Below are 21,541 nucleotides of genomic sequence, written 5' to 3' on the forward strand. Positions count from 1 at the left end.
CACTTAATAAGTTCATAATTACTTTGATTTTTGCAATTTGTTTATTCTATTTTTTCTGCCCTAATATTATATTTGATGGACTATATAGTGTTAACCCTTATGGAGTATAAATTTATTAATTAAATACGTTATTTAATTTTTCCCAAAGCTCATTGTCATAATTTGATAAAGCAAAATTTGAAGCGTCAGCTGCTTCTCCCATTCTTACAATAACCAAATCTTTACTTGGTATAATGTATAGTTTTTGGTCATTTTTACCCAAAGCACAGTACATATCACTTGGTCCATTAGGAATTAATTCACCTGAAAACTCAAACTGAGTTTGGGGTAAATGAAAACTTGATTCCCCATTTAACCACCATAAATAACCATAAGATTTATTAATGTTTTGTGATGTGTCTGTTGCTTCATTTAAAAAAGATTCTGACACAATTTGTGTGTTGTCCCATTGTCCATTGGCATATATCATTAATCCAAATCTAGCCATACTTCGTGTATTACTCCAATACACGCTTAAGTCATCCAGATTAAACCAACTACCTGACATACCAATTTTATTTTTTAAGTTTTCATCAAAATAATCAGACCAACTATGATTACTAACTGTAGCAATAACATCTTGTAATTTAACGTATACATTGTGGTATGCCCAACGACTATTAGCGTCTGCAACAAATTGTAAGTTTTCTGGTGCAACACTATCACCTAAAGTATCATCTAATCCTGAGGTCATAGATAATAAATTAGTACAAGTAATTAAATTTTCTTTATCAATTGTAATATTAGTCCAACCTGCGCCTAAATAATCGGATACTTTATTGTTAATATCTAACAATCCTTGGTCTTGAGCAATACCAGTAAGAGTTGTAGTTATTGTTTTTCCTGCACTTGCCCAATACCATCCTGAAGTTTCGGTATGATCATTAAAATAAGCTTCCCAAGCCATTTTTCCTTTATGTAAAATTATAAATGACTTTGTGTTTGAATTATTTAAAAAATCTGATAGTTCAGTCAATGCAGACGTATTCCATTGTAAATCTACTGGATTTACAGTGTCCCAATTTTCCGAGTTTAAAGGAGGGAAATATATAGATTCTGTTTCTTCAATTTCATTTAAAACAGTTTCATCTTCAGAAGTACAACTTAAACTAATGAAAATTAGTAAACTAAGTGTTAAATAGGTTAATCTCATAGTATTAGTTTTCTTTTTTACTAATATAAATCAAAATGTTTTAATATCAGTTATTTTAAAATTAGATAGTATCTTTGCAGTCCAAATTTGAGGTATGAGAACAAAGTCACTTAAAAAGAACAAAATCAACGTAATAACTTTAGGTTGTAGTAAAAATGTTTACGATAGCGAAGTCCTAATGGGACAATTAAAAGCTAACGGAAAAGAAGTTGTGCATGAGGAAGAAGGTAACGTAGTAGTGATTAATACTTGTGGCTTTATTAATAATGCCAAAGAAGAAAGTGTGAACACTATTTTAGAGTACATGCAAAAAAAGGAAGAAGGTGAAGTAGATAAGGTATTTGTTACAGGTTGTTTAAGTGAAAGATATAAGCCAGATTTACAAAAAGATATTCCTAATGTTGATCAATATTTTGGAACTACAGAATTACCAGGTTTATTAAAAGCATTGGGTGCAGATTATAAACATGAGTTAATTGGAGAACGTCTTACTACGACACCTAAAAATTATGCTTATCTTAAAATTGCCGAAGGTTGTGATAGACCTTGTAGTTTTTGTGCAATACCATTAATGAGAGGTAAGCACAAGTCTACGCCTATTGAAAACTTAGTGACTGAAGCTGAAAAATTAGCAGCCAATGGAGTTAAAGAGTTAATTTTAATAGCTCAAGATTTAACGTATTATGGTTTAGATTTATACAAAAAACGAAACTTAGCAGAGTTGTTAGAAAACCTAGTTAAGGTTGAAGGTATAGAGTGGATTAGACTACATTATGCTTTTCCTACTGGTTTCCCGATGGATGTTTTAGATTTAATGAAGCGTGAACCTAAAATTTGTAATTACCTTGATATACCATTACAACACATTAGTGATGATTTATTAAAGAGTATGCGTCGTGGTACAACCAAAGCTAAAACGACAAATTTAATAGAGCAGTTTAGAGCTAAAGTACCAGAAATGACTATCAGAACGACATTAATTGTTGGATATCCAGGTGAAACAGAAGCTCATTTTCAAGAATTAAAACAATGGGTAAAAGACATGCGTTTTGAACGTTTAGGTTGTTTTACTTACTCTCATGAAGAAAATACACATGCTTATAATCTTGAAGATGACGTTCCTCAAGAAGTTAAGCAAGATCGCGCAAATCAAATAATGGAAGTACAATCTCAAATATCTTGGGAATTGAATCAGGAAAAAATTGGGGATACTTTTAGAGTTGTTATAGATCGTAAAGAAGGAAACTATTTTGTTGGTCGTACAGAATTTGATAGTCCAGATGTTGATAATGAAGTATTAATTGATGCTACAGAAACGTATTTAAAAACTGGAGAGTATTATACGATTAAAGTTACTGAAGCTGAAGATTTTGATCTTTACGGTGAAATCGTAAAGTAAAAACAACCTAAGCTTTTTAATTAGTTTGGATACTAAGTACAAAAAAGTATATTTACAAAAATAAAAAATAAAAAAATGAATAAACCAATTTTTAAATCCCTTTTACTGACTTGCTTTTTAGTATTAACTGCATGTGGAGGAGGTGGTCCTGAAGGAGCTACAATTAACTTTTTAGAAGCTATGTATTCTGGAGATTTTACAACTGCTAAAGAATATGCGACTACAGACACAAAATCTATGTTAACAATGTTAGAGTCATTTGGAGCAAAAGATCAATTTGCTGATAAAATGAAAGAAACAGATATTGATTTTGAAGTTGTAGACACTAAAATTGATGGTGACAAAGCGGTTTGTACTGTTAAAATGTCAAGTAGTAAAGAAGAAAAAGATCAAGACATGCCAATTAACCTTGAAAAACAAGACGGAAAATGGTTGGTAAGTATGGATAAAGAGTCTATGAATAAAGAAGGAATGGGTAACCAAAATAAAGAAACAGGAAACCCAAACATGGATTCAGATTACGAAGAGGATGATGTTGAAGTTGAAACTGAAGACTAACATAAATGCTTAAAATTACTATTAAAATAGGATTAGTTTTAATCTTAGTTTTTTTAGCTTATAAATTTTTAAAAGACGATTCAAACAAACCGTATGAATCGTCTTTTTTGTATAAGTTATCTTCAGCTGAAAAATCAAAACTACAAGATGGTGACATCATTTTGCGTCGTGGTTATGGACTAGTAAGTACTATGATTTTAAAAATGATGGACGAAGATTATGATGTTACACATTTAGGTATGGTCGTTACTGAAAACGATACCTTAAAAATTGCACACGCTTTGTCAAGTAGTGTGTCAAATCAAGATGGTTTACGTTTGCAAGCAATAGACTCTTTTGTACATAATTCTCATGATAATACAATTTTAGTTACTAGGTTAAAAAACATAGACTCGGTAAAACAAAAAAATATTGTTAAGCAAATAGCGTATTACAAGAAAAAAATCTACCCTTTGATCATAGCTTTAACTATAAAGACAGTACAGAGCATTACTGTTCTGAGTTAATCTGGCGAATTTACGAGCATAATTTAAATATACTAAAAGTTTCAGACACCTTGACGGATGAACAAAAATATAACACACTTAATACTTTTTACGATACTAATTATTTTGATATAATTATAAATCACCAACAGTAAAATTAACTCTGTTTAAGTGTTTTGTTAATCTTTTTTATAGCATTTTCAATAGATTTTTCAGGTTCGATAATATTATATTCTCCCCAAAAATCTGGATCAGAAAACCCAGAAGCTTCATCTTGTAAAATACTATTTCGTCTTAGGTTTTTAGATTCTTTTTTATAAACTAAAGGTTTACCAATAGACCAATCCGTAATAGCCATTTCACTATTTAAGGTGTATTTGCTGTTAAACCATCTTTTATCCCAATTAACTTTAAAGGTCAATAGTATATTACTATAACCAAAGTACCATTTACCGTCTTTGGTTCTGTAATTAACTCTATAAGACGCTTCTGTAGGGTAAACAGTTGCTTTATTTGGTTTTTTACGTACAAACATTTTAGAGGCTTCTTCTCGGTTTTCTACATTTAAATTATATACAGCACTAGTTAAAGCAAAAGTGTTTGCATCAATGTATAATTTACCAGCATATTTAGGTCTTAAGATTTCTTTTTTTTGTTTAAAATTAACAACATAGACAAGTCGATTATCTATTTGTGTTGATCTGTCAAATGTAAAATCATATTCAAGTAAATCATTACTTGCAAAAATATATTTAGGGTATTTAACCATATCAGTAAACAAACTGCTAAAAGGTCCTCCTTGTAACTTTAAGGCAATAGTATCCAATCTAGCATAATTAACCTTTTTTCTAGCTTTTATTAATTTTACACCATCATTTCTTGAGTTATCGTAGGCTTGTTTGTTAATATTAACCACAGCTTCAGAGAGTGAAGCATTTCGGTTTCTTTTTTTATGGTTTCTCTGTAAAACCCAGTCATACTAACAGATTGGTTAAGGTAATTGTCGCCTTTTAATTCTAACATTTTTTTGACTAAAGTAATGGCATCTTTAGGTGTATTGATATCTACTTGCGCTAAAACTGTAGCAGCTTGATTTAGTTGTATTGTAGGATTAATTTTTAACTGTTGTAACGGTATTTCAGATTTTTGATAGCCTAAATAAGTCACAATTAGTGTTTCGTTTAATAAATCATTAGGAACTTTAATTAGATATTCTCCATCACTATTAGAAATAGTACTAATGTTGGAATTTGTAATAATAATATCTGCTAAAGCTAAAGGGGTATTGGTCTTTTTGTCAATAATTTGACCTTTAAATTCTTGTATGTTTTGGCTTAACGCTAATACTGTAGATCCAAATAAATAAAGTCCAATAAATAATTTAATGTTGTTAAGTAATTTCTTTTTCATAGTAATTTTATAACATTGTTAATGTTATAAAATTACTTAAAAACCTACAGTTTTATATAAGTTTTTATGTTAATTTTAAGACATAGTAAAGGTTAAACTGTCTTATCTTTACGACAGATTTTTTGTAATTATGCCAACAGACTGTATACCATTTAAAAACACAGGATATTTTTCTAAATTAATATGTGATTATTTATCCGAAGCAGAAACGCTTAAGCCTTTTTATAATAACTTTCCTAAGCTTCAAAATTTTGAAGCGCAAATACAAGCAAAGCAGCAAGAGTTTACTAATCAATCAAGAACGGTTTTAGTTAATGCGTTACAACAGCAATATCAATATTTTGAGACCTCAGAACTTACTGATACTAATATCGCATTATTAGCAGATGCTAAGACTTTTACCATTACAACTGGTCATCAACTTAATTTATTTACAGGACCACTATATTTTTTACACAAAATAATATCTACTATTAATTTAACTAAACAGTTAAAACTAGAATATCCGGAATATAATTTTGTACCAATATATTGGATGGCTTCAGAGGATCATGATTTTGAAGAAATCAATTATTTTAATTTTAAAGGAAAAAAATACGTTGGAACAAAGAGGCAAGTGGTGCAGTTGGTGAATTAGACACAAAGGGTCTGCAAGAAGTTTTTGAAACGTTTTCAAAAGAATTAGGTATTGGTAACAACGCCAAACAATTAAGACAATTATTTGAAAACGCTTATCTTAAACATAGTAACTTAGCACAAGCAACATTATATCTTGCCAACGCATTGTTTACAGAGCATGGTTTAGTAATTATTGATGCTAACACTAAGGCTTTAAAACAGTTATTTATACCTCAAATAAAAACAGAGTTATTTAATAACACGTCATTTAATGCAGTAACAAAAACATCTAAGCAATTAAGTCTAGTATCTGACAGTTATAATATACAAGTCAACCCAAGAGAGATTAACTTATTTTATATAACTAAAAATGTGAGAGAGCGTATTGTTTTTGAAAACGATACATATAAAGTTTTAAACACAGCAATAGCTTGGAGTAAAACAGAGTTAGAAGACGAAGTTGAAAACTTCCCTGAGCGTTTTAGTCCAAACGTCATCATGCGACCATTATATCAAGAAGTTATCTTGCCTAATTTATGTTACATAGGTGGAGGTGGTGAGTTAGCGTATTGGTTTCAACTTAAAGCAAATTTTGAAGCCAATAATGTGGTGTTTCCAATATTATTACTTCGTAATTCAGTATTAATAAAAACAAAACAACAAGCTCAAAAACTAGATAAACTTAATATTTCTAATCAAGATTTATTTTTAAAACGCGATAGTTTCATCAATAAAAAAGTTAGAGAAATATCAAATATAGATATCGATTTTTCAAAGCAAATTCAACATCTTAAAACTCAGTTTAAAGATTTGTATGATTTAGCTAATTTAACAGATAAATCTTTTGTAGGTGCAGTCGCTTCACAAGAAAAAAAGCAAATTAAAGGATTACAGCATTTAGAAAAACGTTTGCTTACAGCTCAAAAACGAAAACTTAAAGATCAAGTACAACGTATGACGGATTTACAATATCAATTGTTTCCTAATTATAGTTTGCAAGAGCGAAACACCAATTTTTCTGAATTATATTTAGAATTTGGTGACCAATTAATACCTCAATTAATTAAAAATTTAAAACCTTTGCAAGGAGAATTTTTAATAGTTGAATTGTAAGCCATGCATAAAATAGATTTAGATTTAGTTGAAATGACGCTAGACGTCATGAAATATACTATTGATCGTATTTCCAAAACCGAAGACGTTATTGGTAAACCACAAAAAGCAGCAACACTAAAAGCTTTAGTTGGTGATACCGTTACAGATAAAGGAATTGGTGGAGAAACAGCATTTAATCTATGGAAGCAACATTTAATGCATGCTAATGTAAAAATAGATCATCCACGTCATTTAGCATTTGTACCAGCATCTCCAACCAGAGCTTCTATTTTATTTGATTTAGTGACTTCTGCCTCAAGTATTCATGGCGCGTATTGGATGGAAGGAGCTGGAGGGATTTTTTGCGAAAACGAAGCCATGAAATGGATTGTATCCTTAACAGGTTTGCCTGAAGGTGCATTTGGAGTATTTACAAGTGGTGGTACAGCAGCAAATTTATCTGCAATTGTAACAGCAAGAGAATATTGGCGAAGTTTAAACGATCAAAATAAATCCGAAAAAGGTTTGATAATAACCTCAATTGGAGCACATTCATCAATTAAAGCTATGGCTAAAGTAGTGGATGTTGATGTGTTATTAGTTGATACTGAAGACCGATTAAAAGGTAGTGCATTACAACAAACCTTAAACACGTTAACAGCTAATCAAAAACAACGTCTATTTGCTGTTGTAGCAACAGGAGGAACAACCAATGCAGGAATTATTGACGATTTAGAAGGTATTGCAACTATCTGTCAATCAGAAGGTTTGTGGTTTCATGTTGATGCTGCTTATGGAGGAGGAGCTTTAGCAGCAGATTCTGTTAGACATTTGTTTAACGGAATTGAAAAGGCGGATAGTATTACCATTGATCCACATAAGTGGATGTTTTCACCTTATGACTGTGGTGCTGTAATCTATAAACAACCAGAATTAGCAAAAAAAGCTCATGCGCAAGAAGGTTCTTATTTAGATATCTTTAAAGACGAAGGTGCACATGGTTTTAATCCTACAGATTATCAAATACAACTAACACGTCGTGTTAGAGGGTTGCCATTATGGTTTAGTTTGGCTACTCATGGTACCGATAGATATAAACAAGCAGTTGAAAGAGGTTTGGAATTAGCTACAATTTCTGGACAGTTAATTAAAGAGATGGATCATGTCGAGTTGGTTAGAGAGCCAAGCTTATCTTGTGTCTTATACAGACGTAAAGGTTGGACACCAAATGACTATAGAGATTGGACGTTTGCCAACCATGATAAAGGATTTGCTTTAGTAACACCTACAAAATGGAAAACAGGAGACACTTTTGAAACCGTTTCGCGTTTTTGCTTTATAAATCCAGACACTACAGAACAAGATATTAAGGCTATTTTAGAGTCTATGAAATAGTAAATTAAAATTGTTGAAAAAATAGTGTAAATTTCATATATCTTAAATAGTATTTTTCCGCACAATTACTATTTTTGTGCATGCAACACGACAAAGTACTTATTTTAGATTTCGGATCGCAATATACACAACTAATTGCGCGCAGAGTTAGAGAGCTTAACATCTATTCCGAAATACACCCTTTTAACAAACCACCAAAAAATGTAGACGACTACAAAGCAGTAATACTGTCTGGTAGCCCAATGTCTGTAAGATCTGAGGATGCTTTTCATCCAGATTTATCAGACATTAGAGGAAAAAAACCAATGTTAGCAGTCTGCTATGGTGCACAATATTTAGCACACTTTTCAGGAGGTGAAGTAGCAGAATCTAACACACGTGAATATGGACGTGCTAACTTAAGTTTTGTTCAAGATAACGAAGCCTTTTTAGAAGGTATTCAGGTTGGAAGTCAAGTATGGATGAGCCATAGTGACACCATTAAACAATTACCAGAAAATGGTAAATTATTAGCAAGTACACATGATGTACAAAATGCAGCTTATAAAATTGAAGGCGAAACAACTTATGCCATTCAGTTTCACCCAGAAGTGTATCACAGTTCAGACGGTAAACAATTGCTAGAAAACTTTTTAGTTAACATAGCTAATGTTAATCCAGATTGGACACCTAATGCATTTGTACAAGAAACCGTTGATGATCTACAAGCTAAATTAGGAGACGATAAAGTTGTCTTAGGATTATCAGGTGGTGTAGACAGTTCAGTAGCAGCAATGTTATTACACAAAGCAATAGGTGAAAACCTATATTGCATATTTGTAAATAACGGGTTATTACGTAAAAACGAATTTACAGATGTACTAGAACAGTACAAAGGGATGGGCTTAAATGTAAAAGGTGTAGATGCTTCGGCACGCTTTTTGGATGCATTAGCAGGATTGAGTGATCCAGAATTAAAACGTAAAGCTATTGGTAAAACGTTTATTGAGGTTTTTGATGACGAAGCTCATTTAATTCAAGACGTAAAATGGTTAGCACAAGGGACTATTTATCCTGATGTTATTGAAAGCGTAAGCGCAACAGGAGGACCAAGTGCAACAATTAAAAGTCACCATAATGTAGGCGGTTTACCTGACTACATGAAATTACAAATTGTAGAGCCTCTTCGTGCTTTATTTAAAGATGAAGTAAGACGTGTAGGTGCATCAATGGGTATGGATAAAGATTTATTAGGACGTCATCCTTTTCCTGGACCAGGTTTAGCAATCAGAATTTTAGGAGACATCACAGCCGAAAAAGTACAAATATTACAAGACGTAGATGCTGTATTTATAAATGGATTACGTGAGTCAGGATTATATGACAAAGTATGGCAAGCAGGAGCTATTTTACTACCAGTAAATAGTGTAGGAGTAATGGGAGACGAGCGTACCTATGAAAAATGTGTAGCCTTACGTGCAGTAGAAAGCACAGATGGTATGACAGCAGACTGGGTAAATTTACCTTACGAGTTTTTACAAAAAACAAGTAACGATATAATAAATAAAGTAAAAGGAGTTAATAGAGTAGTTTACGATATAAGTAGCAAACCACCAGCAACAATAGAGTGGGAATAAGATAACTTGATTAGGGTTAAAATAATTAGGGCGTTACCACAAGGGTCGCGTTTTACATTATATCTTTTTTTGCCATATATGGCAGCAAAAAAAGGATGCCATTACAACCGCTAACGCAGTTTGAAACGTATAAATAACATATGAGAAAATTAATATACATATTAAGTATAATTGTATTATTTGGCTGTGCTTCAGCAAAAGCGCAAAATTATAAAACGCACAAAGTACAAACAGGTGAAACTATAGAAGAGATTGCTACAAAATATAAAGTAACAAAATCTCAAATATATGCTTTAAATCCAGATGCAAGAAAGGAGTTAAAACCTAATGCTGTTTTAATAATTCCTAATGCTGCATTAGTACCCAATAGACCAACAGTCACAGAGGTTAAAACTTTAGAAGGTTTTAAAACACACAAAGTAAAGCGTAAAGAAACACTTTACAGTTTGTCTAAAAAGTATGACGTTGCACAAGAGGAAATTAAAAAGCACAATCCAGATTTATACTCAAACAGTTTACGTAAAGGAGACAAAATAAAAATTCCGATTTATAAAGTATCTAAAGAAGTTACTACTAAATCCTCTGTAACAAAATATACTGTAAAACCAAAAGAAGGAAAGTGGCGTATTGCTTACCAATATGGTATCACTGTTCAGGATTTAGAAGATTTAAATCCTGAAATGGCAGAGGTATTACAACCAGGAGATGTGGTAAATGTTCCAAATTTAGAAGTAGAAGATGTAAAAGTTGTTGATGAGAAATATAGCTATTATACAGTTTTACCAGCAGAAGGTTTTTATAGATTAAAAATAAAAACAGGATTAACTCAAGAGCAATTAGAGCAATTAAATCCTGATTTAGCAACAACAGGTTTAAAACCAGGTATGGTTTTAAAAGTGCCTTTTGACGCTAATATTACAGCTATTAATCAAGGATTAGATCCTTCAGTTGTGGCAGATTCGTTACTAGTGTCAGACTTAACAACACGTCAATTAGATTTAGCAACCAAGCATGTTGCTATAATGTTACCTTTTAAGTTAAATGAAGTTAATTCGGACTCAATCTATGATGCCAAAAAGATAATTAAGACAGATGCTTATGTTAATATGTCCTTGGATTTTTATTCAGGTGTTAAAATAGCTTTAGATAGTTTGTCTTCTTTAGGTGTTAATCTAAAAGTTGATGTTTATGATACCGAAAAAGAGAAAGTACAGTAAATTCAATAGTAAAATCAAGTGACTTTGATGATGTAGATGTAGTGATTGGACCAGTAGATTCAAAGTTATTTAATTCTGCTGCAGCAACATTAAAAAGTAAAAATATACCACTAGTTTCACCTATTACTAAAACAGTAAATCTAGGAGATAATGTATTTCAATCTAGACCATCAGAGACATTATTGAAAGAGAAATTATTAGAGTATTTTAAAGCAGATACTACCTCTCACTTTATAATTATTTCTGATATCAAAAATAAAGAAACTGCTACATCTCTTAAAAAGAGTTTTCCTAAGGCATCAATTGTTATGTCAAGAAAAGTGTACAAAACAGGAGCTGATGCTTATTATATTATGGATTCTGATATAGAAAGAAAACTTAAGACAGGTAAGAATGTAGTGTTTTTAGAAACAGCTAATGCAGGTTTTGTGTCTAATGTTTCAAGTGTTTTAAATTCACTAATAAAACCAACAAAACAAATTGTCTTAACAACAATAGATAAAACTAAAGCTTTTGAAGACGATGAGGTTAGTAACATGCATTTATCAAATTTAAACTTTACTTATGCCTCTATTAACAAGTCATTTAGTGAGAATGATAACAATAGTTTTGCTAAACGTTACAAGACGTTATATCATGAAACACCATCAACTTATGCAGTTAGAGGTTTTGATTTGACTATGGATATAGTGTTAAGATTGGTGACTTCAGAAGATTTGTATTTATCTGCAATTCAATCTCCTTTAACAACTTATGTGGAGAATAAGTTTGCTTATAAAAAAGAGTTGTTTGGTGGTTATTACAACAATACAGTTTACATTGTACAATACAAAGATTTAAGAATTGTTGAGGTAAAATAATAATTTTAGTCAATTTACGTTGATTACATATTGCGCCTATGATTAAATATGTTTTAGTAGTTGCCAGTTTTTTGCTATTACAAAATGATGTAATGGAAGAGTTATCTTGGAGTGAAGACTACAAATTAACTTGGTCAGACTTTAAAGGAAAACCTATAGCTGGTAATGATGCAGTAGCAGTGACTGCTTCAGGAATAACATTCAGCTATTCAATTCAAAGAGAAAATAAAATTATAAAAGGCTTTAAAACTATAGTTAAAGCCTTTTTTTATCCAGAACATTCTTGGTGTAAGTTGGATCAAGTAGATGATCATGTTTTAGTTCACGAACAATTGCATTTTGATATTACAGAATTACATGCAAGATTGTTTAGACAACGCATTTCTAAAATACAACCACATCGCACACTTCCACAAACTTTACAAACTCTCCATGAAACTATAGATGCCGAGTTAGCTGCTACGCAAAATAAGTATGATATTGAAAGCGAATACTCAATTAATTACGAAGGTCAAAAAAAATGGAAAGATAGTATTGCAAAGCAATTATTAGTTCTTTCAAAATTTAAATCTAAATAATAATGCAGCTTCAGCCTGATAAAGATTTTTTAATAAAATTGGCACATACTAAAATGCCTTTTGGAAAATATAAAGATAGATTTTTAATAAACCTTCCAGAACATTATGTTGTTTGGTATCGTAATAAAGGTTTTCCAAAAGGAAAATTAGGCGAAATGCTTGAGACCGTTTACACACTTAAAGTAAATGGATTAGAAGATTTGATTTGGAATATTAAGAAGCAATACCCTAGTAAATAAGATTTTAATTAATTTGATATGGCGAATTTTAAATTCCCCATATCAAATATTAGATAAAAGTAGTTTTTAAAAAAAGATTACAGTATTTATATTTTGAAGCTAATTATTGCTTGATAAATTTATGAGTTATCGATTTTTTATCAGCCAAACTAATAATATATATTCCGTTTACTAAGTCAGAAACATCTAGTTTTTGGTTATCTAAAACAGTAGTTTCTTTAACCAGTTGACCAATCATATTATATATTTTAACTTTTTCTTTGCTAGAGTTTTTTAATTGAATTGTTATGAAATCTGAAGTAGGATTTGGAAATATTGAAAAATTATTTAATTCAAAATCCTCAACTCCAAGTGTATTTAAAGTTACAGTTTGTAACAAATCATTGTAGCCTGTTGTAGCATCCCATAAACCTGAATTTGCAAACTGAATACTATAATCTGGATTAGTCGATATGGTTGTGTTGATGTCTGGTAGCCAAAGGTATAGTTGAAAAGCCCCAGTTACACCAATATTGAAAACTTGATTAATTGTAACTGTAGATTCCCATGTCCTAATATCCGAGTTTATTAAATAGGTAGTTATGTCATCTGTTGTCGTATTCTTTAATACCAAATAAGCATTTCTTTCTTTAAAAGGTCTGGCAAAACCAATATTGGTAATGTTTAAGGTTAAATCAATATCAGATCCCGATTGTGTTATTGATGACGAATTTAAAACAAATCGATACCCTAAGTTTTTAAGGATTTCATTGTATTCATTTGTATTTAATTGATTCCAGAAGTCTTGATGATAATCTCTGTTTAAAGTGGTCCAATTAGTCAAACCCATTTCGTAAATAGCATTAGCTCCAGTGGTTCTAAATCCGTTATCACAAGGGTTTAATCCATTGGTCTCTCCTGTCATTGGCAAATATTTAGTTTCATTAGACAAATAATTGTATTGTGTATTGCCAACAGGGTTAGTACACTCATCAGTATTGTAAGTACCTTGATCACCATAATTATTTAAAAAAGCATCATTATAAAAACCAACTCTTGCATTTGCAGTATTTTGGTAAGCAGATTGTTCTGTTAATTGGGTATTACCATACATATTTGTCTTAATACCAGCATATCTAACCTGAATAGGTATCTCTATTGGAGTCGCAGCTAACATGGCATCTACAATGTCTTTACGATTAGCCCATTGGGTTGCAGATATGTTTCCATCGGTCCCAAATTCGTTAGAGTTTGTATAGTACCATTCTCCCCAAGTACCAATAAAACCAGCTTGAAGAGAAAATATAATATCCTTATTATTATTTAGAATAGCAGATAGTTGAGAGATATGAGTTAATATTTGTGATTTGGTAGGTTGTTGAGCTTCGGAACCTTGTTCATTAGAATAAGAGAATCTTACAATAATTTTAAGACCTGCTGTTCTAACATTATCAAAATCTGTCTGTATATTATTTAAGTAAGTAGCGCTAATGTCTTCATTTAAAAAGCTATCAAGTAAGAAGTAACGATAAACAACAGTTACTTTATCTGCACTAGTTTTCCAATTATTTAATGTTGTAACCGAAAAATTATTTGCACCATCAATTGTTGCATAATCACTTGCAGTTATAGAATATTTTTGCAGGCCACGTTCTGGATTTGTAATAATATCTGTAGATGGAGTGTAGTTTACAGTTTGTCCCGATAAAATAGCTTGAAATAAAAGTAAAAGTAATAAAAGTGGTTTTTTCATGGTTGTATGATGTGATTAACAATACTTGTTTTTATATACGATTAATTACAATAAATAGATTTTTATAGTATTAAAAATCTGTGATTTAAATGTTATTTGTTTAAAGTTATTAGTTATTAAATTGCCTTTTATAATACTACAATCTCAATCTCATAAAGCTATTAGACAATTATAAAAGTTAACTATAAATTCTTCTAAAAATAAAACAAGAAACACCAACACGTTCCACTTAAAAATCGTAAATTTGCTCGCGTTTAACAACGCAACATGACACCAGAAACTAAGTACATATTTGTAACAGGAGGAGTAACATCTTCCTTAGGAAAAGGAATTATAGCAGCATCTTTAGCTAAGCTACTTCAAGCACAAGGTTACAGAACCACAATCCAAAAATTAGACCCTTACATTAACGTCGATCCAGGTACGCTAAATCCGTATGAACATGGTGAATGCTACGTCACTGATGATGGAGCAGAGACCGATTTAGATTTAGGACACTACGAGCGTTTTTTAAACGTACCAACCAGTCAAGCTAATAACGTAACGACAGGTCGTATTTACCAAAGCGTAATTAATCGCGAACGTAAAGGTGAATTTTTAGGTAAAACGGTTCAGGTAATACCGCATATAACAGACGAAATAAAAAATAGAATCCAAATTTTAGGAAACTCAGGTGATTACGATATCGTAATTACCGAAATAGGAGGAACCGTTGGAGATATAGAGTCTTTACCATACATTGAAGCGGTAAGACAATTAAAATGGGATTTAGGAGATAATAACGCTTTAGTTATTCACTTGACATTAATCCCTTATTTAACAGCTGCTGGTGAGTTAAAAACTAAACCAACACAACACAGTGTAAAAACATTGATGGAAAGTGGTGTGCAAGCAGACATTTTAGTATGTCGTACAGAGCATGAATTACCATCAGACCTTAAACGTAAATTAGCATTATTTTGTAATGTACGTGAAGAGGCAATCATACAATCTATTGATGCATCAACAATTTATGATGTACCAAATTTAATGCTTGAAGAAAAACTTGATCAAGTTGTACTTAAAAAATTAGCATTAAATAGTGATGTTCCAGATTTAACAAACTGGAATAAATTTGTAAAAAGACATAAAAATCCAAAATCAGAAATTACAATTGGTTTAATAGGTAAGTATGTAGAGTTACAAGATTCTTATAAATCTATTTTAGAAGCCTTTATTCATGCAGGAGCAGAAAATGAAGTTAAAGTCAATGTAGAATCAGTGCACTCAGAATACTTGAATGCAGATAATATTAAAATGAAATTATCGCATTTGGATGGTGTTTTAGTAGCTCCAGGTTTTGGAGAACGTGGTATAGAAGGTAAAATTACAGCTATCAAATACGTGCGTGAAAATAATATTCCTTTTTTAGGAATTTGTTTAGGTATGCAAATGGCAGTTATCGAGTTTTGTCGTAACGTAATGGGATTAACAGATGCTAGCTCGACAGAAATGAATCCTGATACTACCAATCCAGTAATAGATATCATGGAAGATCAAAAAACCATTACAGACATGGGAGGAACTATGCGTCTTGGTGCTTGGGATTGCCATATAGAAAAAGATACCATTGCTTACAAGGTTTATCAATCTCAAGATATTAAAGAACGTCACAGACATAGATACGAGTTTAACAGTACTTTTAAAGCTCAGATTGAAGCAGCAGGATTAAAAGCAACAGGATACAATCCTGATACTAAACTTGTAGAAATTGTAGAAAATCCTTCTCATCCTTGGTTTGTTGGTGTACAATATCATCCAGAATATAAAAGTACAGTTGCCAATCCACATCCTTTATTTGTGGCATTTGTAAAAGCAAGTTTAAAGCATAGTAAGAAAAAATAAGTGTCAATTTGACACCTAATTAAATATGGTCAAATATTTGACTAATAATAATTCCTCATAATAAGTAAGAGGAACCAAACAATATGGAAGAAAAAAACTAGACGTCAAGTCAATAATAGGTTTCGTTTTAATATTCGGAATCTTATTGTTTATGATGTGGCAAAATCAACCAAGTGCTGAAGAAATTGAAGCACAAGAAGCCGAAAAACAAGCACAAATTGAAGCTGATAAAAAAGCAAAAGCTAACACTGCTAATGCAAATGATACTAAAGTAACTACAGCTTTAGACTTTGCTAAGCCAACAGATTCAGCTCAAGTTGCAGCTTTACAATCTAAAATTGGTGATTTTGCCTTTTCAGCAGCAACATCAACATTTAATGATGATGAGTTAACGGTTAGCAATCAAGTTTTAGATTTAAAATTTAATACAAAAGGTGGTCACTTATCAGAAGTTAAACTTAAAGAGTTTGTAGATTTTAATCAAGTACCAATCTATTTAGTTAAAGATGGTAACTCTGTATTTAATATTCAGTTTCAAACTACAGACAATCGTACTTTAAATACTAAAGATTTATATTTTCAGCCTACAGTTACTAAAAGTGGTGAAAACACTATAGTATCCATGAAACTAAAAACTGCACAAAATAAGTTTTTAGAATATAATTATGTAATTAAACCAAACGACTATATGGTAGATTTTACCATTAAATCTCAAGGTTTAGAAACTGCAATTAATACCTCAAATCCAATTAATTTAGATTGGACACAAAAAACATATAGACACGATCAAAGTATAAGTTACGAGAATAGATACACTCGTTTAACATACAAAACAGATGGTGATGTAGATAAATTATCTCAAATGGGAGATGATGATGAAACTGAAGAAGATGTAGATTGGTTATCTTATAGACAACACTTTTTTAGTACAATCTTAGTAAGTGATAAGCCTTTTAAAGAAGTTGCTATTACGTCTAAAAATTTAGTTGAAGATGAAGAAGTAGATTCAGTATTTACCAAACAATTTTCTACTAAAACCGCTTTAGCATTAAGTGGAGCAGCCATAAACAATAATTTAAAATTATATTATGGTCCAACGGATAGTCAGATTTTAAAACAATACGATAATAATCTAGAAGAAAGTATCCCTTTTGGATGGGGAATTTTTGGATGGATTAACAAGTTTTTATTTATTCCTTTATTTAGTGGTTTAAGTTCATTTTTACCTTATGGTGTAGCTATTATAGTTATGACTGTAATTATCAAGCTTGCAATGTCGTTTGTACAATACAAACAATATTTATCTCAAATGAAATTGAAGGTGTTAAAACCTGAATTAGATGCCATCAGAGAAAAGTATAAAGACAATAAAATGAAGGCTCAGCAAGAAACTATGGCGCTTCAAAACAAAGCAGGAGCAAGTCCTTTAGCAGGATGTTTACCAGCTTTAATACAAATGCCTGTGTTTTATGCTTTATTTATGTTTTTCCCTACAGCTTTTGCTTTAAGACAGAAAAAGTTTTTATGGGCTGAAGATTTATCTTCTTATGATGTTATTGCAGAGCTTCCGTTTAACATTCCGTTATATGGAGACCACGTTAGTTTATTCCCGATTTTGGCTGCTATTGCTATTTTCTTCTATATGAAGTTAACAACTGGACAAAATCAAATGTCTGCGCCACAGCAAGAAGGGATGCCAGATATGGCTAAAATGATGAAGTATATGATATACTTTGCTCCAATAATGATGTTAATTTTCTTTAATCAGTATGCATCAGGATTAAGTTTATACTACTTTATTTCTAATTTAATTAGTATTGGTATTTTATTAGTCATCAAGAATTATATTTTAGATGAAGAAAAAATACACGCTAACATTCAGGTTCAAAAAGCAAAACCTAAAAAAGAAAGCAAGTTTCAAAAACGTATGAAGGATATGATGGAACAAGCTGAAAAGCAAAAACAAATGCAACAAAAAAATAAAAGAAAGTAATTTCTTATTATTTATCATATAAAAGCTGTCTGCTATATTTTAGTATGGCAGCTTTTTTGTTATAACAAAAGTGTCTTATTAACGTTAAGGTTAAAGGCTTGATTTCCGCGAAAGCGATATAATATTTATTAAAATGAAAAAAATAACACTTTTAATTATTGTTTTAATTACTACTACTGTAGGTTTTTCTCAGGAGTTTAATCAGTTTGATGACAATGGTCAACGTCATGGAGCTTGGAAAAAGACTTTTAAAAACACTAAAGTTTTACGTTATCAAGGTCAGTTTGATCATGGTAAAGAGGTTGGTACCTTTAAATTTTATAAAAACATAGACGGAAAAGCTGTTTTAACTGCCACTAAAGTTTTTAACGAGACTAATGATTTGGCTCAAGTTACTTTTTTAGCAAGTAATAAAGCTAAGATAAGCGAAGGTCAAATGCGTGGTCGTAATTATATTGGTAAATGGGTTATTTATCATAAAAATTCTGATCAAGTGATGACTGAAGAAAATTATAATAATAACGGTAAACTTGAAGGTCAAAAGTTGGTATATTACTTAAGTGGTCAGGTTGCTGAATTAGCATTATATAAAAACGGTATGCTAAATGGCGAGTCTAAATGGTATGCAGAAAATGGAACACTAATTAAAAGTGTGACATTTAAAGAAGATATGTATGATGGTGTCTACAAAACTTATAATAAAAGTGGTCAAATATCAAAAGAAGGTCATTATAAAAATGACGTTAAATGTTGTGTTTGGAAACGTTATAAAGATGGTGAATTAGTAGAGGAAAAAGATTTAGATAAAAAAGATGATTTCTTAAATAGTTTATATAAAAAAGCCGACTTAATTTTAAGTCGGCTTTTAAATTTATTATAACATTGTTTAGGGTAATGTTATAATAAACCACACTAAATATTATTGAGGTGGTAATATAACTTGGTCAATAGCATGTACAACACCATTTATAGCTTGAATATCTACTAGACTTGTTATTATATTACTAACTCTATCATTGGCATCAGTTAAAGTGAATGCTGTAGCATCTGCAGTAATGTCTCCTCCTAACGTGGTAACAGTTCCAGAAGCAAGCATAGATGATTGTACGTTTGCAGCAACAATATGATAAGTTAAAACAGCGTCAACTGTAGCTGTATCAAGGTCTGTTAAAGCTGTTACATTAAGCTCTACTAATAAATCTCCAAAAGCAGTATCAGTAGGTGCAAATACTGTAAAAGGTCCAGCTTCAGAATCAGAAACTGTAGTAATATAAGGTACTGTTGGCATACCAGAGTCAGCATATTGTAATGCAGCTACTAAGTTTGTTAAGTTTGGGTTTGACGTTGCAAATGTTGCTATTGTTGGTAAATCAATTACAGCATCAACTACATGAACAATTCCGTTTGATGTGCTTATATCTGCTGCTGCTACGTTAGACATTCCATTAAACGTTACTCCAGAAGTACCATCCCAAAACAAACTTAAATTAGTGTTATTTGGTCCAGATGCTAAAGTTGTTGTGTATCCAGTGCTTCCTGTTAAGTCAGAAGACATGATGTTAGATCCATCAATAACGTGGTTTAATAAAATTTGTGTTAATACTTCATCTGGTACATCTTCTAAAGATGCAAAACCTTTAGCATCTAAAAAAGCTGTAAAGGCATCGTTTGTTGGTGCTAATACAGTTTTGTCTCCAGATGCAGATAAAGCATCTACTAATCCAACTTGTACAGCAGCTTCAACTAAAATACTTAAGCTTGGTGTAGCTTGCGCAGTTTCAACAATATTTAATTGTTGTTCTGGTATTTGTTGTGCGTCATCGTCGTCGCTACAAGATACAAATGCAAATGTTGCTAATAATAGCAGTGATAATTTTTTGATAGTTTTCATATTTTTTCGTTTTATTTTGTTTAACAAATCTATCAAAAGATTAAACAAAACAACTTAAATATTTGTTAAAATTTTATAAATGATTGTTTTACAGTTTGCTTGATAGGTAATCCAATTCTTGTTTATGCTAATAGATTTTATATAAAAACTTATCTTTGCAGTCTATTTAAAATTAGTCATGAAAAAAAGAGTTGTTGTTGGATTGTCAGGAGGTGTAGATTCTAGTGTTGCTGCTTATTTATTAAAGGAGCAAGGCTATGAGGTTATTGGGCTATTTATGAAAAACTGGCATGATGATTCTGTTACTATATCAGATGAATGTCCATGGTTAGATGATAGTAATGATGCTATGTTAGTAGCAGAAAAATTAGGTATTCCTTTTCAAACTGTTGATTTAAGTGAACAGTATAAAGAACGTATCGTAGATTATATGTTTGACGAGTATGAAAAAGGTCGTACACCTAATCCTGATGTGTTATGTAATAGAGAAATTAAGTTTGATGTTTTTATGAAAATAGCATTAGATTTAGGTGCGGATTATGTTGCAACAGGACATTATTGTCGTAAAACTACAATAACTAAAGATGGTCAAGAAGTACACCAATTACTAGCAGGAAAGGACAGTAATAAAGATCAATCTTATTTTTTATGTCAATTATCTCAAGCACAGTTAGCAAAAGCATTATTTCCAGTTGGTGAATTATTAAAACCAGAAGTAAGAGCCATTGCTAAAGAGCAAGAACTTACAACAGCAGATAAAAAAGACTCACAAGGTTTATGTTTTATAGGTAAAGTAAGATTACCAGAGTTTTTACAACAACAACTGAAGCCTAAAGAAGGTGTTATAGTTGAAATACCTAAAGATAATTCGTTTTACAACGAAACTTTACCGACTTTTAATAACAAGTTAGAAGAACTGCAATATCAATCCAGAAAGCCAAGTTACCAAGTGGCTGAAGGTAAAATAATGGGTAAACATCAAGGAGCACATTATTTTACAAAAGGTCAGCGTAAAGGATTAGCAGTTGGTGGTACAGTCGAGCCTTTATTTGTAATTGATACAGATGTAAACGAAAACGTGATTTATACAGGTCAAGGTGCTTCTCATCCTGGTTTATTTAAAAAAACACTATTTGTATCCAATGATGAGTTACATTGGGTTAGACAAGATTTGGCTTTAGAAAACGATCAAAGTATGCAAGTTTTAGCCAGAATTAGATACAGGCAACCACTTGAAAATGCGACCTTGTATAAAGTAGAATCTGGGCTTTACGTTCAGTTTGAAAACCCTCAATCTGCAATTACAGAAGGTCAATTTGTTGCTTGGTATTTAGATGAAGAATTAGTTGGTTCTGGTGTAATTTCTTAAATTGCAGTAA

General features: G+C 31.2%; 17 protein-coding genes and 2 pseudogenes. 14 read left to right on the forward strand and 5 right to left on the reverse strand.

Annotated elements, in window-relative coordinates; translation table 11 throughout:
* Positions 1-115: 115 nt before the first annotated feature.
* Positions 116-1,192: a serine hydrolase domain-containing protein gene (locus AC0L4B_RS08690; protein WP_473436572.1), complete on the reverse strand. Its 1,077-nt coding sequence runs from the start codon at positions 1,190-1,192 to the stop codon at positions 116-118.
* A 94-nt stretch (positions 1,193-1,286) separates the two neighbouring features.
* Between AC0L4B_RS08690 and rimO the strand changes: the two genes are divergently transcribed.
* The 3 genes from rimO (at position 1,287) to AC0L4B_RS08705 (ending at position 3,655) form a co-directional block, all read left to right on the forward strand.
* Entirely contained in the window at positions 1,287-2,591 is a 1,305-nt protein-coding gene (gene rimO, locus AC0L4B_RS08695; RefSeq protein WP_473436573.1) for a 30S ribosomal protein S12 methylthiotransferase RimO, read from the forward strand.
* 75 nt (positions 2,592-2,666) lie between these two features.
* Positions 2,667-3,149, forward strand: coding sequence for a DUF4878 domain-containing protein (locus AC0L4B_RS08700; protein WP_473436574.1), 483 nt, complete (start codon positions 2,667-2,669; stop codon positions 3,147-3,149).
* 5 nt (positions 3,150-3,154) lie between these two features.
* Complete coding sequence (locus tag AC0L4B_RS08705) at positions 3,155-3,655, forward strand: hypothetical protein (protein WP_473436575.1); 501 nt, start codon at positions 3,155-3,157, stop codon at positions 3,653-3,655.
* Between the two features lie 136 nt (positions 3,656-3,791).
* On the opposite strand, the gene AC0L4B_RS08710 is transcribed toward AC0L4B_RS08705, so the two are convergent.
* A complete protein-coding gene (locus tag AC0L4B_RS08710; protein ID WP_473436576.1) occupies positions 3,792-4,550 on the reverse strand; it encodes a hypothetical protein in 759 nt (252 codons plus the stop codon).
* Positions 4,499-5,044: a carboxypeptidase-like regulatory domain-containing protein gene (locus tag AC0L4B_RS08715; RefSeq protein WP_473436577.1), complete on the reverse strand. Its 546-nt coding sequence runs from the start codon at positions 5,042-5,044 to the stop codon at positions 4,499-4,501. The genes AC0L4B_RS08710 and AC0L4B_RS08715 overlap by 52 nt, the downstream gene beginning before the upstream one ends.
* Before the next feature lie 130 nt (positions 5,045-5,174).
* On the opposite strand from AC0L4B_RS08715, the pseudogene bshC reads away from it, so the two are divergent.
* The 7 genes and pseudogenes from bshC to AC0L4B_RS08750 all read left to right on the forward strand — a co-directional run bounded on the left by bshC (position 5,175) and on the right by AC0L4B_RS08750 (position 12,662).
* Positions 5,175-6,775, forward strand: a pseudogene (gene bshC, locus AC0L4B_RS08720) (bacillithiol biosynthesis cysteine-adding enzyme BshC).
* A gap of 3 nt (positions 6,776-6,778) precedes the next feature.
* Entirely contained in the window at positions 6,779-8,152 is a 1,374-nt protein-coding gene (locus AC0L4B_RS08725; protein WP_473436578.1) for a pyridoxal phosphate-dependent decarboxylase family protein, read from the forward strand.
* 80 nt (positions 8,153-8,232) lie between these two features.
* Positions 8,233-9,768 carry a glutamine-hydrolyzing GMP synthase gene (gene guaA / locus AC0L4B_RS08730; protein ID WP_473436579.1) on the forward strand — a complete coding sequence of 512 codons (1,536 nt, stop codon included), beginning with the start codon at positions 8,233-8,235 and terminating at the stop codon, positions 9,766-9,768.
* 140 nt (positions 9,769-9,908) lie between these two features.
* Positions 9,909-10,985, forward strand: coding sequence for a LysM peptidoglycan-binding domain-containing protein (locus tag AC0L4B_RS08735; RefSeq protein ID WP_473436580.1), 1,077 nt, complete (start codon positions 9,909-9,911; stop codon positions 10,983-10,985).
* A 41-nt stretch (positions 10,986-11,026) separates the two neighbouring features.
* Positions 11,027-11,845 (forward strand): type 1 periplasmic-binding domain-containing protein, encoded by an 819-nt coding sequence (locus tag AC0L4B_RS08740; protein ID WP_473436581.1) that lies wholly within the window; start codon positions 11,027-11,029, stop codon positions 11,843-11,845.
* Between the two features lie 38 nt (positions 11,846-11,883).
* Entirely contained in the window at positions 11,884-12,423 is a 540-nt protein-coding gene (locus AC0L4B_RS08745; RefSeq protein WP_473436582.1) for a DUF922 domain-containing protein, read from the forward strand.
* Positions 12,424-12,425: 2 nt separating this feature from the next.
* On the forward strand, positions 12,426-12,662 hold the full coding sequence (locus tag AC0L4B_RS08750) for a DUF3820 family protein (RefSeq protein ID WP_036598481.1): 237 nt from the start codon (positions 12,426-12,428) through the stop codon (positions 12,660-12,662).
* Between the two features lie 103 nt (positions 12,663-12,765).
* Here the strand turns inward: AC0L4B_RS08750 and AC0L4B_RS08755 are convergent, their stop codons facing one another.
* Positions 12,766-14,394 carry a DUF4874 domain-containing protein gene (locus AC0L4B_RS08755; protein ID WP_473436583.1) on the reverse strand — a complete coding sequence of 543 codons (1,629 nt, stop codon included), beginning with the start codon at positions 14,392-14,394 and terminating at the stop codon, positions 12,766-12,768.
* A 267-nt stretch (positions 14,395-14,661) separates the two neighbouring features.
* On the opposite strand from AC0L4B_RS08755, the gene AC0L4B_RS08760 reads away from it, so the two are divergent.
* The 3 genes and pseudogenes from AC0L4B_RS08760 (at position 14,662) to AC0L4B_RS08770 (ending at position 19,151) form a co-directional block, all read left to right on the forward strand.
* Positions 14,662-16,278 carry a CTP synthase gene (locus AC0L4B_RS08760; RefSeq protein ID WP_473436584.1) on the forward strand — a complete coding sequence of 539 codons (1,617 nt, stop codon included), beginning with the start codon at positions 14,662-14,664 and terminating at the stop codon, positions 16,276-16,278.
* A gap of 91 nt (positions 16,279-16,369) precedes the next feature.
* Positions 16,370-18,271 (forward strand): annotated as a pseudogene (yidC, locus tag AC0L4B_RS08765) (membrane protein insertase YidC); the annotation flags it as partial.
* Positions 18,272-18,404: 133 nt separating this feature from the next.
* Positions 18,405-19,151 (forward strand): toxin-antitoxin system YwqK family antitoxin, encoded by a 747-nt coding sequence (locus AC0L4B_RS08770; RefSeq protein ID WP_473436585.1) that lies wholly within the window; start codon positions 18,405-18,407, stop codon positions 19,149-19,151.
* 39 nt (positions 19,152-19,190) lie between these two features.
* Here the strand turns inward: AC0L4B_RS08770 and AC0L4B_RS08775 are convergent, their stop codons facing one another.
* Complete coding sequence (locus AC0L4B_RS08775) at positions 19,191-20,162, reverse strand: fasciclin domain-containing protein (RefSeq protein WP_473436586.1); 972 nt, start codon at positions 20,160-20,162, stop codon at positions 19,191-19,193.
* A gap of 151 nt (positions 20,163-20,313) precedes the next feature.
* Here AC0L4B_RS08775 and mnmA point away from each other — a divergent pair, with 151 nt between their 5' ends.
* Positions 20,314-21,531 (forward strand): tRNA 2-thiouridine(34) synthase MnmA, encoded by a 1,218-nt coding sequence (gene mnmA, locus AC0L4B_RS08780; protein WP_473439422.1) that lies wholly within the window; start codon positions 20,314-20,316, stop codon positions 21,529-21,531.
* Positions 21,532-21,541: the final 10 nt, after the last annotated feature.

Source organism: Olleya sp. NP1-10 (assembly GCF_055804415.1).